The organism is Amphritea sp., assembly GCF_050300915.1.
Lineage (GTDB): Bacteria > Pseudomonadota > Gammaproteobacteria > Pseudomonadales > Balneatricaceae > Amphritea.
Genome location: NZ_JBNKYN010000012.1, coordinates 1 through 15,841, shown reverse-complemented (window position 1 = coordinate 15,841; position 15,841 = coordinate 1). Strand labels below are relative to the sequence as shown.

Below are 15,841 nucleotides of genomic sequence, written 5' to 3'. Positions count from 1 at the left end.
CTACGCTAAAACTCTCTGTCCAACGTCCCGACTGTTCTGAATTAAGCTCTTGAATTAAGTTCGGCAACCGTACAACCGAACAGAGATCAGCAGAATTGATAGTCGTCAGTCCCCTTTTAATGATTAAATCAAAGTTTTATCAACCAGAGGCTTGAGTGAATGCGTTACACCCCGAATCGCAAAAACATCTTTTATACACTGATCCTGCTGCTGTTTGTCACCACCCAGTCAGCCTTTGCGGTGGTAGAAAAAAGTCCTACTGATAAGCGTGACTATCTTGCATTTACGCTTCCCAATCAGATGAAAGTATTGGTTATCTCTGATCCAACTACCGATAAAGCAGCGGCATCTGTGGATGTTAATGTCGGCTCAAATGCAAACCCGAAAAACCGTCTGGGTCTGGCCCACTTTCTCGAACACATGCTGTTCCTAGGCACAGAGAAATACCCTGAAGCGGGCAGTTATCAGGAATTTATCAGTAATAATGGTGGCAATCACAATGCGTTTACTGCGTTCGAAAACACCAACTACTTTTTCGATATTCAGGCGGACAAGCTGGAGCCTGCGCTGGATCGCTTCTCTCAGTTCTTTATTAAACCACTGTTTACGGAAAAGTATGTCGACCGGGAACGCCATGCCGTCAACTCTGAATATCAGTCAAAGCTGCGTGATGATGGCCGCCGGGGTTACTCCGCCGGTAAACATGTACTGAACCCCGATCACAGCATGAGTCAGTTTGCTGTGGGCAGTCTGGAAACCCTGTCCAACGATGATGGCAAGCTAAGAGAGGATCTGATCGCCTTTTATCAGCACTATTACTCAGCCAACCTGATGTCGCTGGTTGTTCTGGGTAAAGAACCGGTAGCCGAACTAAAGCGGTTGGTTGAAGCGAAATTTGCAGGCGTCGAAAACCGTCACGCCACACCATTTATCACAGCCGTTCCGCTGTATCAGAACCTGCCGGAACAGCAAAACATTAAAACCCTGAAAGACCTGCAGCAACTGACGCTGACTTTCCCCATTCAGGCAACCCGTGAATACTACCGGGAAAAGCCGGCCCATTATATCGCCTCGATGCTGGGCTACGAGGGCAAAGGCAGCCTCTTCTCGACACTGAAAGCCAAGGGCTGGGCTAACAGCCTCAGCGCCTATCGGGGAAATGATCTGCCCGATCAGTCCTCGGTAGAACTGTCAATTTCACTGACTGATGAGGGGCTAAAACAGTATGATCGGGTCATTGAAACCACTTTCGCCGCCATTCAGCTGTTAAAAGAGCAAGGGGTTTCCGCAGCACTCTATCGGGAAGAGCAACAACTCAGTGCTATCAACTTCCGTTTCAAAGAGCAGTCTGAACCGATCCATGAGGTCACCCGACTCTCCCATAACCTGCAGCTTTATCCGACCGACTCGGTGATCAGTGCCGATTACCTGATGGAGAAGTTCGATCCACAACTGATTGCCAATATTCTCGGGCAGATGACACCGGATAACCTGCTGATTACTCTGCAGGCAAAAACCGTCGCAACCGATCAGCAAGACCCCTGGTTCAATGCCGAGTACAGTGTTGCACCAATCAGCAGCGCACGTCTGCAAAGCTGGACTCACCCAGCGGCAGACGCCTCTTTGCAGGTACGCCAGCTAAACCCCTTCATTGCCGATAACTTTAGCATCAAAGCTGTCGACCACCCGCAGCAAAAGCCTGAACTCGTTCTGCACCAGGACGGATACGCTCTCTGGTACAAACAGGATGACACTTTCAAGCTGCCCAAAAACGATTTCTTCTTTTCAGTGATATCAGGACAAGCTAACCGCACCGCAGAAAACGCGGTAATGACCGCACTATTCACCAAGCTGGTTAGTGATCAGCTCAATGAAACCCTCTATGACGCCTCTTTGGCTGGCCTTGATACCCTGATCTATCCCCATATGCGCGGGCTCAGTGTACGTATCTCCGGCTATGATGATAAACAGCAACAGCTGCTCAGTCAGGTAATGAGCAGCCTGCAGCAGGCCCGGTTTACCCAGAGCAGCTTTGACAGAATTAAAGAGAAATATGCCCAGGAGCTGGAAAACAGCCGTAAAGATAAACCCTTTAATCAAACCATCGGTGAAGTGTATAACCTGCTGATGCAAAGCTGGAGTGCTGAGAAAAAACTGGCTGCGCTGGATTCAGTCACCCTGGAAAAGTTACAAGGATTTATTCCCCAGCTGCTGAACGGCGTCGAAGTGCGTATGCTCGCCCATGGCAACCTGACTCAGGCTGAAGCAATACAGATGGCAAAAACCGTTGAGGCAGGACTGCCTGCGGCTAAGGCTACCGTCAATAACAACACACTTCCCGTCATTCTGTTATCAAAAGACACGCAACTCACCCAGACACTACCTCTGGAGCACAACGACTCAGCGATCAGCGTTTACTTCCAGGGGGATAAAAGTGACACTAAAACCCGGGCAGAATATGTCCTGCTGAGTGAGATCCTGTCGGCGCCGTTTTACAGCAGCCTGCGCACTGAACAACAGTTAGGCTATGTGGTCTTCGAAACTGCGCTGCCGATGAGAAAGGCCCCGGGACTGGCGTTTGTTATTCAGTCGCCGAACACCGACCCGATTGGCCTGGAACAACAGATCAACCTATTCATTGATAACATGACCGGCACGCTAAACGCGATGGATCAACAGCAGTTAGAAAGTTTCAAGCGCAGTGTGATCTCGCGTATCGACCAGAAAGAGAACCGTATGGGTGAACTCAGCGAACGCTACTGGCAGGAGATCGACCGGGGTGACACCCACTTTGATAGCCGCGAACAGCTGATTGCAGCGGTAAACGCCCTGACGCTGGAAGATCTGATGAAGTGTTATACCGATCTGCCACAACGCCGTTTAACCGTAAGATCTTTTGGTGAACAGCATCAACAGGATATCAACCCGGCGGCACTCAGCCGAATCTGCGACACTGAGATTGCCAGGCTAAAAGCAGAGGGTCAGTTTGTCCCTGACGTCTGAATCTGACGATCAATAACCCTGCGCGAGCGGGGTTTATTCTCGACCGGCTTAGGTGCCTGAATCTCAACCCCTTCACACTTCTCTTGTGTATTATCCAGGGTACATTCAATCTCCAGCTGGTCACGGGCGATCTGCGCAAAAACCTTGTCCTCACCCTTAAGTGGTGGGGCTTTCTTCTCAGCGCTGACTACCCGCTCAACCGGCTCAGGATCACTATAGGGCACCACGGTTGGCGGCGGCAACTGCCGCTCAGGAATAACATAGGGCTCAATCTCTGGCATCGTTTCACTATCAACAAAGCCACGACGTTTATTATCATAAATGGTTGCCGGATCAACCGGAGAGTCAATATGACCAGCAGGCTTAATCACCTCATAGGAGATCGGGTTTACAAGGTCTTCCTTTCTGTCAGCCATTACCGAAAAACTAAGCGTCAGAGCGAGCATTCCGATAGTCATCGTACTAACAGCTGGATTCATCAATACACCTCATCCATTGGATAGATCGCTTCAGCATAGAGTGCCAGCTCTTCAAGAATCGCCTTATGAGCCGCACTAAGATCCGGTTGCTGATACAGTTCGTTCAGTTTACTAAACAGTTCAGTCATAGTCAGATAACCGCCATTATCCGGCCCCAGCAAGCGTCGATGGCGAAACTCTTCCCAGCGCCCCCGCTCCTCTTCGTTCAGACTGAATGGGTAGTTTCTCGCCCGGTAGCGCAGAAACATCTCCTCCAGACGACCATCCTGAAAGGCCAGTTCCAGAGTTCCCAGCTGCTCAGGCGGAGTCGCTCTGATCAGCTCCATACTCTTCTTATCGGCATCACCGAAAAAACCGCCACTATAAAGCATATGATCAGGATCAAACTCCTCTTCAAAAGCGGACGCTGAAAACACCTCAGCAAGCTTCTGCTTCAGGCCTGGGCTGTTACGCAGCATGGCCAGATGGGCGCGGCAACTATCGCCGGAGATATTCAACCGTTCCGCCTCCACGGCCGTGAGCATGCCGGCAGGGGCGATAACCGGTGCCTTATTGGTATGAATCTGCTTCAGAGGGATACGTTGTTCGCCCTCCGACAGATCCTCAGCACGGGTATACAGCAGTCGACGAATCTCATCTGCAGGCAGTTCCAGCAGCGGCGTGGGGTCACAACGCAGATCAAAAGCAAGCACGGCGTTCTTGTTTACCGGATGGATCGCCAGAGGTGCCACAATCGCCGCATTGCCCCACTCTGCCGGGTACATCGATGAGATGTGCAGCACCGGTTTCATTGTCATGACATCCAGCATCCCCTGAATAGTGCGTTTATCACGGTTATTCAAAGCATACTGGTACAGCTTTGGCTGGCGTTCTTTTACTAACCGAGCCATGGCGATGGTTGCATGGACATCCGCCAGTGCATCATGGGCATTCCCGTGGTCGATTCCATTGGCTTTAGTCAGATCTTCCAGACGCATACTCGGACGGCCATCCTCATACAGCGGCCACTCAATTCCCTCGGGCCGCAGCGCCCGGGTAAGCCGCAGCATATCGATGATATCCCAGCGGGAGCAGCCGTTCTGGTACTCCCGGCCATACGGGTCATAAAAGTTACGATACAGGCTATAACGGGTAATCTCATCATCAAAGCGGATACTGTTGTAACCCACACCGCAGGTGCCCGGCCTCGCCAGTTGCTGATGTACCAGTGCTATAAACTCAGCCTCACAATAGCCCTCATTCAGCGCTTTTTGCGGTGTTATCCCTGTAATCAGACAGGCTTGCGGGTGGGGCAGGAGATCTTCCGCAGGCTTACAGTAGAACATCACCGGCTCCTCTATGATATTCAGCTCCAGATCGGTTCTGATACCGGCAAACTGCAATGGTCTGTCACGTTTGGTGTCAGCACCGGAGGTTTCGTAGTCATGCCAGAAAAAAGTTGAGTGTGAGGATGCCGCCATTCTATTCGCCTTAAACCATTAACCTTAAAACCAATGATAGCCGTAGGGTTATGCTTTTGATCAATATGCTTAATTTTTCAGCCCCCTATAATAACCTATCAATAACTGAATTCTATCCAAGCCGGGGCCCTTATGCTTCATGATCACAAAGATACCACGCTTACCTGCCCTTGTGGCTCAAATAAGCCGTTTTCATTCTGCTGTGAACCGGCTATTGAGGGACATAAACCCGCAGCCACAGCCGAAGCCCTGATGCGCTCACGCTACACCGCATTTGTGCTGGGAGCCGTTGATTATCTTATTAAGACCACTGCCAGCGAACATCGCCATCCAGAGGATGCTGCACTGATTGCAGAACAGATAAAAGCCACTACCTGGGCCGGACTAAAGATTCTCGCAACCGAATCTGGCCTGGCAAACGATCAGGAGGGGCTGGTAGAGTTTGTCGCCCGCTTTGAAACCGATGAGCAGATTGCTGACCTGCATGAGCGTTCATCCTTCCGCAAAGAAGATAACCACTGGGTTTACGTCGACGGCGATGTAGAGATTCTGCCAACAGCATAAATAATTTTTGCCTCAATAAACCACTGTAAAGCCCGGCAGACAGGCAAACGGCATCATTTGTCTGCCATAAGTGACACTTTTCTTTTCTCTCAAGGCTTTTCCTGTCATGCCAAAGGCCGGTAGAATATGCGCACTTGGCCATAGTTACCGTTGTATATAGAGTGGCCCTTGCAGGATCGATGTAATGTTTGCGAAGTTTTTCAAACCCCGTTGGAAACACAATAAAGCCACCGTGCGAATCCGCGCAGTCCACCGGCTCAGCCCGGGCAAAACCGAACACTGTGAAGTTCTCGCCCGGCTTGCCCGTCAGGACCAGAGTGCGGAGGTACGTCTCGCTGCGGTGGAGAAAATTGCCGCTCCGGAACTATTGTCAGATATCCTGACCCATGATCTTGATCCGGATATCCGTCGCAGTGCCGCCAAACGGATCTGTCAAATTATCCTTGATCCAAGCTATACGGCCAGTCAGCAAAGTGAATATCTCACCTATCTGCATGATGAAAATATGCTCGCGCATATCGCCCTCAATAGCCCCAGTCCTGAGATTCAGCTACAGGCCATACAGTGCATCACAGACCAACACTGCCTCAGTTCACTTGCCGTCAACGGCAGTACTACCCAACTGCGTCAGGCCGCTGCTGAAAAACTACATCTGCCTGAACTATTGGAACAGACAGGTAAAGCGATTAAACGACGCGATAAAACCGTCTTCAGAATTATCCGCACAAAACAACAGCAACTGCAGGAAAAAGCCCGGCAACAAGAGCAGGTTCTGTTGCGCAAAGAGGAGCTGCTTTGCAGCCTTGAACAACTCAGCCGAACGGATCATTTCCCACTCTACGGTGCCAAGCTCGAAGCCCTTTGCCAGCAGTGGAGTTCTCTTGCGACAACTGATCTCAGCTCATTGGATGACCGCTATCACAGTCTGGTTGAACGCTGCCAGCAAACCCTCTTAGCTGAACAACAGAGATGTGATCAGATCGAGATAGAGCAGCAACAGGCGCATGCCGAGGAACAACAGCATTTGGCCCTGCTGCACACCCTTGAAGAAACCCTGCATCGTTGCACCACGCTGATCTCAGGTGAGCATTTTTGCAAGGCTGATCTGGATGCAGAACAGGACTGCTGGAACAGCAACTCAGAACAACTGCAAAACAGTGTTGAACGTGACAGCAACGGCCCGTTAAAACAGTTAGCTAAACGTTTTGAGCGTTATCAACGGGTCGCTCGCCAATGGTTAGAAATCAGCCATGAGGCCGCAACACTACTGGAGTTCGACCTTCCCCCGGAAGCAGAAAAATCCGGGCTCCAGCATCAGCTACAGCAGATCAACCAGTTTAGTGAGCAACTCAACTGGCCCGAAGAGATCAAAAAACCCGGACTCTATCAGGACCTGATTCAACAGCGCGAAATAATCACCACTCAACTGAACCAGCTTAAACGTGAGCAACAGCATTGCAACAATGATCTGTCACAACTGCTAGATCAGCTTGAACAACAGATAGAAGCGGGTCAGGTCAAACGCGCTTGTCTGCTGGAGCAGCAGGCAGAGGCTCAGCTAAACGGCATGAATAGCAGCACTCCCAAGCAGCTGCAACAACGGCATAAAGGGTTACAAGCGCGGCTAACCGAGTTGAAAAACTGGCAGGGATTTGCCGTTTCTGCCAAAAAAGAGGAGCTGTGTGAGGCGATGGAGGCACTGATTGGCAGTGACACTGACATCCCTGCCCTGGCAAAACAGATTAATACACTGCAACTACAGTGGAAAGAACTCGACAGCGACGACCCACATCACTCCCATAAAACCTGGCAGCGCTTCAAAGCAGCGTCGAGTCAGGCCTACACACCTTGCGAACACTATTTCCGTGCACAGAAGCAGCAACGTACCGAGAACTTAAATAAACGTATTAATCTGGTCACAGAGTTACGCGATTTCCTTGAACAGATTGACTGGCAACAACCAGACTGGACGCTGATAGAACAGGTGAGCCGCACCGCCAAACGGGAATGGAAAGAGTATGCTCCAGTGGACCGTACCCCGGGCCGCCAGGTGCAAACCGACTTTAATGCCCTGCTGAAACAGCTGGACAACAAGATATCAGCTCACCGCGAGCAGATTGCCAATGACAAACGGGCCCTGCTGCAACAGGCACTACTGCTTGTTGCTGGCGAAAATCCTCAAACAGCGGCCAGCGAGATAAAAGAACTGCAAAAACGCTGGAAAGAGGCAGGCAACACCTTCCACAGTATCGAGCGGGAGTTATGGCCAGAGTTTCGCAAAGCTTGCAATCAGGTATTTGAAAACCTGAATCGTAATAAGCAGGAAGAGAAACAGCTGTCCGCTGCGATTGAGCAACAGCAGTCCCACGCTGAGCATAAAGCCTATGAAGCACTACTACGTCGTATCGACCTCTGTGATCAACTAGAAAGCCTGATTAATGACGGTACTCTGGATCAGCTGGCGCTGGATGAGATCCAGTCAATCTGGGAGCAAACTGATCCGGTCGATGAGTATTTTGAACCGCTGATCAACTCACGTTTTGAATTGTTGCTGGAACTGATATCAGGAAGGATAGAGATTGAAGACCTGCTGGTTCAAACCGAAAAAGCACTCCGGCAACTCTGTATCCGGCTTGAAATCTTGCTGGGTCTTAACTCGCCTGAGCAGGACCATACACTGCGCATGGAGTACCAGATGGATCGTCTGCAGAAAGCGCTGGAACAGCGTCAGGCATCCTCCAGCAGCAGCGACCTTAAACGGTTGGAACTGGAGTGGCAGTGCCAGCCCTTTACCCTGCAGCATGAGGCATTACAGATACGGTTCTATAGTAATCTGCAACAGGTGAGTTAACCGCAAAGAGCGGTCTGACATCAGTAGTAAACTGATATAAGCATCTTTTTCAAACACAAAAAAACCCGCTGATGCGGGTTTTTTATACGCTGAATTCAGCTTATGACATGTGCTGACCACCGTTGATGGAGAAGTCAGAACCCGTCACATAGCCACAGTCATCGCTGGCCAGATAGGCGACCGCCTTACCGATCTCGGAAGGCTCTCCAAGGCGTCCAACAGGAACCTGACGAATGATTTTCTCCAGCACTTCTTCAGGAATTTTGGCAACCATCGGTGTCATCACGTAACCCGGCGAAACAGTGTTAACGGTAACACCTTTCGCTGCGACTTCCTGTGCCAGAGCCTTAGTGAAACCGTGAATACCCGCTTTAGCAGCAGAATAGTTACACTGTCCAAACTGGCCTTTCTGAGCATTGACAGATGAGATGTTGATAACTCGTCCCCATCCTTTGTCCAACATCGGATTGATCACCAGACGGGTCATATGGAACATAGAGTCAAGGTTTGCAGACAACACTTCGTTCCACTGCTCCCAGCTCATCTTGCGGAAGGTACCATCACGGGTGATACCTGCATTGTTCACCAGAATATCAACTGCACCACCGGCGACCTCTTCAACCGTTTTAATACAGGCAGCACATGATTCTTCATCTGTGACATCACCGTAGGCTACCAGAATATCGTAACCATCTGCTTTCTGCTCTTCCTGCCAGGCTTTGGCTTTTTCGTGATTACCACCGGAATTATAGCCCGCTACAACTTTAGCACCTGCGTCGGCCAATGCGCGACAGATAGCGGTACCAATACCACCGGTACCACCTGTAACCAGAGCAATTTTTTGTGTCATGCTCGCGTCCCCTTTGCTTCTTGAGATTATGTTGTTTTAAATTATTGTTATTTTTTTATGATTATTATCTGTATTCCGCTGATGATATAGCCAACAACCAAAAGTAGTAATATGACTTTCGTTTAGTAGGCCCTACAACTGCTATATCGTCAGCGGGAAGACTATATATAGTCTGTTACAAGGTTAAGACAAGATACAACTTATTTTTGCCTTGTCAAAGGTTTAAAGACTTTTCAGATGCTGCTGCATCCACCTGAACGCCATTGCTGCAGTGCATATATTCGCCAGCACAAATGCGATAAACATACCCTCTAAACCCGCAAGGTAATTGCCACAATAACCGAACGGAACGTAGAGGATAAACAGGCGAAAAATACTGATCCGCATCGCTTTCATCGGCTGATGCAGTGCATTAAAACTGGAAGCGGTAAGAAAGGTTACAGCCTGAAAACCAAACCCCAAAGGAACAATCAGAGCCCACAAACTGATCAGTTTTACAACCTCCTCCTGATCACTGAAAAGCGCTCCTATCCCTCCGGCGAAAAAAAATAAAATGATATAAATCAAAGCCTGCCAAAGCAGAGCAAAGGTTACCGCACTCAGATATGCACCCCGTACACGCGCTATCTGCCGCCGACCGAAGTTCTGACTTATAAACGGTGGCAACGTCATAGAGAGTGCAAGATTGACTAGCAAAGAGAGGGATTCAAGCCGACTCCCCACCCCAAACGCAGCCACTGCGGCGGCGCCATGACCCGCAACAACAGCGGTCATAATGGCCGCTGCAACCGGTGTCATCATGTTGGAAAGGGCCGCTGGAAAACCGATTTTCATCACCATCAGCCAATGCTGCAACGCAACAGAAACAGACTCTATTGATAGTACCAATAAACCTTTGCGCAGATATAAATTTGCCAGCGCCGTCAATGCAGCGATGCCCCAGGCGATCACACTGGCAATAGCGGCCCCCTGAATTCCCAATGCCGGGACCGGCCCCCAGCCAAAGATCAGCAACGGGTCCAGCAGCAGATTCATCACCGAGGAAAACCCCATCAGCATCGCTGGCGTGCGGGTATCACCACTGGCACGCAGCGAGCTATTAGAAACCATGATCAGAACGTAAAAAACCGAGCCAAAAAACCACACTGACATATAACTGTGGATATAGGGCATTAATAAATCACCGGCCCCCAAAAGTCGGAAAAGCGGGTCAATAAACAGAACGGAGAGTGATGCGATCAACACCATCAACAGCGTTGTCAGCAACAGGTTATCGGTGGTCAGCTGCCGGGCACCATCGTTATTCCCCGCGCCGATCAGCCTGGCAATAGTAGCGGAGGTTCCGACGCTCAGACCGATAGAAAGACTGATAACCGTAAATGAGACCGGAAAGGTAAACCCCAGCGCAGCCAGCGGCTCAGTCCCCAGCTGGCTGACAAAATAACTATCGGCAACATTGAACAGCATCAGACTGACGATGCCAAGCATCATCGGCAGAGTCATCTTAATCAGAGTTGGGCGTATCCCATCATTGAGAAGGTCAGGCTTCACGATTTAACTTAGCTCATTCGGCTCGGGGAGAAGTGCGGGCATATGATAACACTGCTGCAGCGGTTTATTGACCCGGAAAAATACAGGGAGATAAAAAAGCCTCCGACGGAGGCTTTAAAAAAATGCTTACTTTCCAAGCACTTTAGCTGACTGACCGCCAATACCAAAATGCTGTTTAGGCATCTCATAGATCAGGACTCTGACACTCTCTTTTGGCGCATCCAGAGAGCGGGCAATCGCTTCACTGACTTCGTTTATCATCCGCTCTTTCTGCTCGTCAGAGCGGCCTTCCATCATACTAATAGTGACTATTGGCATCACACCATCCTTATTTTATAAAACAGTCCTTATTTTAACCTTTATTTAAATAACCATCCCTTCAACAGACGGGTAACCCTGGGCATCACCAGATAGGTCATCAACAATACCTGAAGGGTTACAATGATTGCGGTTTTTAACCAGAGATCAACGCCACCAAGATAGGGCCCCAGGCTCAGGTTTATCGCCATAATCAGTACATAGACCACCGCAATCAAAACCAGCGCCATCTTATGCGGTGAAGGGTGTTTATTAACGGGCAGCTCTGGAAGATCGAACCAGAACTCAAGACCGGTTCCCCGCTGCACCTCAGCCTCGCCCTCAATCAGAGGAGCAAGCTTATCCAGCCACTGTTTTCGCAGCGTGGAGGACTCCCATTTCTGACAGTTTTCATAATTGTCAAAACGGTAGATCAGCACATAACGGTTCCCTGTTGACGCCGAAGGGCGCAGCACATTACTGCCCTGATGCCCTGGATATTCTGAAGCGGCTTCAATGACCCCGGAGATCCAGGCTTCATAGTCAGCCTCGAAACCGGGCTTTACTTTTCGGGAGATACTCACAGTCACCGGGCCTTCCTGTCCCGGCTCTGTCAGTTGACTCTGAATGCAGCTATCCGCCATGATTTACCTCTAAAAAATAAAGCAGCCCATCATCGGGGCTGCTCCAGATCTTACTGATTAAGCGCTCTGTTTAAAGATCCGCCTGGGCAATCATAAATGATCAGACCCCGCAGGTCTCAAACAAATTTACCGCTAATGGTGCCCAGATCCTGATAACGAACGCTGAAGCTATCGCCTTTATTGACCTGCACCGCCGCCGTGATCGCGCCGATCATAATGAAGGTGCCCGCCGGAATCTCTTCGCCGCGCTCACCCAGCATATTCGCCAGCATCGCCACAGATGACGCCGGATGGCCCAACACCGCCGCACCGGCACCGGTCTGCACCACTTCGCCATTGATCTCCATGACTACACCCAGGGTTTTCAGATCAAGGTCTGCCGGAGGAGCCATGCGCCCTCCGGTAATAAACCGGCTGGAACTGGAGTTATCCGCGATAACACTCTTCAGATCGAACTTGAAATCCTTATAGCGGGAGTCGATTACTTCCACCGCAGGCATGACAAAATCAGTAGCACGCAGTACATCACCGATATGGATGCCCGGCCCTTTCAGCGGGGCTTTAGTGACAAACGCCAGCTCCGCTTCGATCTTCGGGTGGATCAGTTCATCATGCTTGATCTCGCCACCGTCCGGCACGGAGAAGTAGTCCGCGAGGAAGCCGTAGCAGGGATGTTCAACCCCCATCTGCGCCATCTTCGCCCAGGAGGTCAGACCCATCTTCATACCAACAATCTTGTTGCCCCGCGCCTCTTTACGACGACGAATCTCCCATTGGATATCAAAAGCATCTTTATAGGACATTTCCGGGAAGTCATCAGTAATCTTGGTGACTTCGTACGCTTCCAGTTCGGCGTTTTCCAGATGGATCGCCAGCTCTTCGATCTGTGCTTGTGTTAGCTTATTTTCCTGAACGTCAGCCATCAGATTAACCCCTTCTCTTTTGCCATGGTCAGTGCCAGGTCTTCAATCATATCTTCCTGTCCGCCAACGGTGCCGCGACGGCCCAGCTCGACCAGAATATCCCGGGCCTGAATGCCATACTTCGCTTCCGCCCGTTTCGCAAATAGCAGGAACGAGGAGTAAACACCCGCAAAGCCCAGTGTCAGCGCGTCGCGATCCACCCGGATCGGCTGATCCATCATCGGTACGATCAGGTCTTCCGCCACATCCATGATCTTGTACAGATCGATGCCATGATCCGCTTCCATCCGTACCAGGGTGGCCACCAGTACTTCCAGCGGTGTATTACCGGCACCGGCACCCAGTCCGGCAACTGAACCGTCAATACGCACGGCACCAGCATCGATCGCAGCCAGTGAGTTGGCGACCGCCATCCCCATGTTGTGGTGACCGTGGAAACCCACTTCAGTGGTCGGATTCAGTTCTGCTCTCAGCAGACCGATCTTCTCAGTCACTTCATCCGGCAGCATGTAACCCGCCGAATCGGTGCAGTAGATGCAGTTCGCCCCGTAAGATTCCATCAGGCGGGCCTGTTCCAGCACCTTTTCCGGGCTGGCCATGTGCGCCATCATCAGGAAACCGACAGTATCCATCTCCAGCTTGGCGGCCAGGCCGATGTGCTGTTCAGTGACATCGGCTTCGGTACAGTGAGCCGCCACACGAATAGTATTCACACCCAGATCTTTCGCCATCCGCAGATGATCGACCGTGCCGATCCCAGGCAACAGCAGTGCAGAGACTTTGGCGTTTTTCATCTTCGGAATCACCGCGCCCAGATACTCTTCATCACTGTGGGCCGGGAAGCCGTAGTTCACGGAGGTACCACCCAATCCATCACCGTGGGTGACTTCAATCAGCGGCATACCTGCTTCATCCAGACCGGTAGCAACCGCAACCATCTGTTCCAGTGAGATCTGATGACGTTTGGCGTGCATCCCATCCCGCAGACTCATGTCGTGAAGGACTACTTTTTTACCTTTCAAATTCATTGCTTTCTCCTCCACTTAGCCGCGTGCTGGCAGGGTAATGTTGCCGTTAGCCGCTTCTTCAGCAAACATCTCGGCGGTGCGCAGACCCGCTGCCGTCATGATATCCAGGTTGCCAGAGTACTTCGGCAGGTAATCACCCAGACCTTCCACTTCCATAAACATAGAGACCCGGTTGCCATCGAAGACAGGACCGTTCACCAGACGGTAACCCGGTACATATTTCTGTACCTCTTTCACCATGGCGTGAACGGAGGCGGTAATTGCCGCCTGATCCGGCTCGCCTTCAGTCAGGCAGTGCACGGTATCACGCATCAGCAGGGGTGGCTCAGCGGGGTTGATAATGATGATCGCTTTACCTTTTTTCGCGCCGCCAACTTTCTCAACCGCACCAGCGGTGGTGCGGGTAAACTCGTCGATATTCTTACGGGTACCAGGGCCGGCAGAGCGGGACGATACCGTGGCAATAATCTCGCCATACTCAACTGGCTGAACACTGGATACAGCTGCGACCATCGGAATAGTCGCCTGGCCACCACAGGTCACCATGTTGACGTTCATCTCCAGCTCTTTCGCATGCTGAACCAGATTCACTGGTGGCACACAGAAGGGACCGATCGCGGCGGGTGTCAGGTCGATCATGATCACGCCCAGTTCGTTCAGCTTGCGGCTGTTCTCGGCATGGACATAGGCGGAGGTGGCATCGAAGGCGACGCGGATATCATCTTCAATAACGTGGGGTAACAGACCATCAACGCCTTCGGCGGTGGTTTTAATACCAAACTCACGGGCCCGTTTCAGGCCATCGGATTCCGGGTCGATACCGACCATCCAGACCGGTTCAATCCACTCAGACCGTTTCATCTTCATCAGCAAATCCGTACCGATGTTGCCCGGCCCGATAATCACTGCTTTTAATTTCTTCATAGGGAAAATCCTTTAAACAAATTGTTTAATTTTTACAGCATCACAGAGCTAGATAGCTTTGCTGAATTGAGTACCGACTCTGCCGATCTCTGAAATCTGTACTTCGAACTGGTCACCGGGTTCCACCGCGACCATAGGTCCAAGCGCTCCTGTCAGGACGATATCGCCTGCTTTAAGCGGTTGTCCCAGCTGGCTCATGGTCCGCGCCAGCCAGACAGCGGCATTGAAGGGGTGCCCCAGACACTCTGCACCACTGCCGGTGGATACTTCAGTGCCGTTTCGGGTCATGCTCATCTGGATATTGGCGAGATCGATTCCGCCTTGCCAGCGGGTGGCATCACCTACTACAAACACGCCACTGGAGGCGTTGTCTGCAACGGTATCCACGAAGCGGATGTTCCAGTTGCTGATTCTGCTGCCGACCACTTCGATAGCGGGCATAACCCAGCCGATCGCATCGACCAGATCGGTAAAGGTTGTATCTGTTTCTGGCAGATCTTTGCTTAGCATGAGCGCCAGCTCTGCTTCGACTTTGGGTTGCATCACTGCTGTGGCAGGAATGGTTTCGTTGTCTCCATAGCACATATCGGCGAACAGCGTGCCAAAGTCGGGCTGGTCGACCCCCAGCTGCTGCTGAACTTTAATGTTAGTCAGGCCGATCTTTCTGCCGATTATCCGACGTCCCGAACGACAGCCGTGTTCTGTATTGATTCTCTGAATCTGATAGGCAGCTTCAGCAGCATCCTCACCAATGAGCTCACGGATAGGGGAGATTGCTTCGCTGTATAATTCAGCGTCGCGCAAGCTTTTCGCAATTAATTCCAGATCAATCGACATCGGTTTAATCCTGCTCAGAGATGAAGAACTGAATGGTATTCAGTCGGGTTATTTTGAATAAGGCTCATGGTTGTCATCGAGTGATCTGTCTTTAACAGATACGCAGATGAGAAATTCAGAGTATTTTCTGGGTGCAATGACATATATTCCGGTACAGCTTTATCCGGGATTATCGAAGAGATTTTATAAAGATAAATGATAAGAAAAACTAAATACGCAAAAATTAGCATATCCATTATTTTGCACCCTTGAATTTAATATTATTATTTTTTATTACTTATAATTATTGTCCCAGTATAAAAAATGGGATGCGTAGGCTACAATTAAAAACTGGTTGTCTGTGCACTATGTGCACATTTCTAACAAAATAATAAACGTCTCGTCATCAGGGAAATATTGAGAAATATGAAAAGTGAAGAACCTGGCCAGT

13 protein-coding genes are annotated in these 15,841 nt (G+C 50.5%); 3 read left to right on the top strand and 10 right to left on the bottom strand.

Going from position 1 to position 15,841, the window contains the following annotated elements:
• Positions 1 to 159 precede the first annotated feature (159 nt).
• Positions 160 to 3,003 (top strand): insulinase family protein, encoded by a 2,844-nt coding sequence (locus tag ACQY8X_RS05020; RefSeq protein ID WP_428034053.1) that lies wholly within the window; start codon positions 160 to 162, stop codon positions 3,001 to 3,003.
• Here ACQY8X_RS05020 and ACQY8X_RS05015 read toward each other — a convergent pair.
• Both ACQY8X_RS05015 and sbcB read right to left on the bottom strand, forming a co-directional pair.
• On the bottom strand, positions 2,982 to 3,482 hold the full coding sequence (locus ACQY8X_RS05015; protein WP_428034052.1) for a hypothetical protein: 501 nt from the start codon (positions 3,480 to 3,482) through the stop codon (positions 2,982 to 2,984). The two genes, ACQY8X_RS05020 and ACQY8X_RS05015, sit on opposite strands and share 22 nt — an antisense overlap.
• Positions 3,482 to 4,942, bottom strand: coding sequence for an exodeoxyribonuclease I (sbcB, locus tag ACQY8X_RS05010; RefSeq protein ID WP_428034051.1), 1,461 nt, complete (start codon positions 4,940 to 4,942; stop codon positions 3,482 to 3,484). Before sbcB ends, ACQY8X_RS05015 begins: the two co-directional genes overlap by 1 nt.
• A gap of 132 nt (positions 4,943 to 5,074) precedes the next feature.
• On the opposite strand from sbcB, the gene ACQY8X_RS05005 reads away from it, so the two are divergent.
• Together ACQY8X_RS05005 and ACQY8X_RS05000 are read left to right on the top strand one after the other, a co-directional pair.
• Positions 5,075 to 5,506: a YchJ family protein gene (locus tag ACQY8X_RS05005; protein WP_428034050.1), complete on the top strand. Its 432-nt coding sequence runs from the start codon at positions 5,075 to 5,077 to the stop codon at positions 5,504 to 5,506.
• Positions 5,507 to 5,690: 184 nt separating this feature from the next.
• Positions 5,691 to 8,357, top strand: coding sequence for a DUF349 domain-containing protein (locus ACQY8X_RS05000; RefSeq protein WP_428034049.1), 2,667 nt, complete (start codon positions 5,691 to 5,693; stop codon positions 8,355 to 8,357).
• 100 nt (positions 8,358 to 8,457) lie between these two features.
• On the opposite strand, the gene phbB is transcribed toward ACQY8X_RS05000, so the two are convergent.
• The 8 genes from phbB to mhpD all read right to left on the bottom strand — a co-directional run bounded on the left by phbB (position 8,458) and on the right by mhpD (position 15,411).
• The gene (gene phbB, locus ACQY8X_RS04995) at positions 8,458 to 9,207 is read right to left on the bottom strand and encodes an acetoacetyl-CoA reductase (protein ID WP_428034048.1); all 750 of its coding nucleotides are present in this window, start codon (positions 9,205 to 9,207) and stop codon (positions 8,458 to 8,460) included.
• Positions 9,208 to 9,429: 222 nt separating this feature from the next.
• On the bottom strand, positions 9,430 to 10,758 hold the full coding sequence (locus tag ACQY8X_RS04990; RefSeq protein WP_428034047.1) for an MATE family efflux transporter: 1,329 nt from the start codon (positions 10,756 to 10,758) through the stop codon (positions 9,430 to 9,432).
• Positions 10,759 to 10,884: 126 nt separating this feature from the next.
• Positions 10,885 to 11,076 carry a 2-hydroxymuconate tautomerase gene (locus ACQY8X_RS04985; RefSeq protein WP_428034046.1) on the bottom strand — a complete coding sequence of 64 codons (192 nt, stop codon included), beginning with the start codon at positions 11,074 to 11,076 and terminating at the stop codon, positions 10,885 to 10,887.
• 41 nt (positions 11,077 to 11,117) lie between these two features.
• On the bottom strand, positions 11,118 to 11,699 hold the full coding sequence (locus ACQY8X_RS04980; protein ID WP_428034045.1) for an antibiotic biosynthesis monooxygenase: 582 nt from the start codon (positions 11,697 to 11,699) through the stop codon (positions 11,118 to 11,120).
• Positions 11,700 to 11,815: 116 nt separating this feature from the next.
• Positions 11,816 to 12,622 (bottom strand): 2-oxo-3-hexenedioate decarboxylase, encoded by an 807-nt coding sequence (dmpH, locus tag ACQY8X_RS04975; RefSeq protein WP_428034044.1) that lies wholly within the window; start codon positions 12,620 to 12,622, stop codon positions 11,816 to 11,818.
• Positions 12,622 to 13,650, bottom strand: coding sequence for a 4-hydroxy-2-oxovalerate aldolase (gene dmpG, locus ACQY8X_RS04970; RefSeq protein ID WP_428034043.1), 1,029 nt, complete (start codon positions 13,648 to 13,650; stop codon positions 12,622 to 12,624). The genes dmpH and dmpG overlap by 1 nt, the downstream gene beginning before the upstream one ends.
• A 15-nt stretch (positions 13,651 to 13,665) precedes the next feature.
• Positions 13,666 to 14,574, bottom strand: a complete 909-nt coding sequence (locus ACQY8X_RS04965; RefSeq protein ID WP_428034042.1) for an acetaldehyde dehydrogenase (acetylating) — start codon at positions 14,572 to 14,574, stop codon at positions 13,666 to 13,668.
• Between the two features lie 48 nt (positions 14,575 to 14,622).
• Entirely contained in the window at positions 14,623 to 15,411 is a 789-nt protein-coding gene (mhpD, locus tag ACQY8X_RS04960) for a 2-keto-4-pentenoate hydratase (RefSeq protein WP_428034041.1), read from the bottom strand.
• Positions 15,412 to 15,841 lie beyond the last annotated feature (430 nt).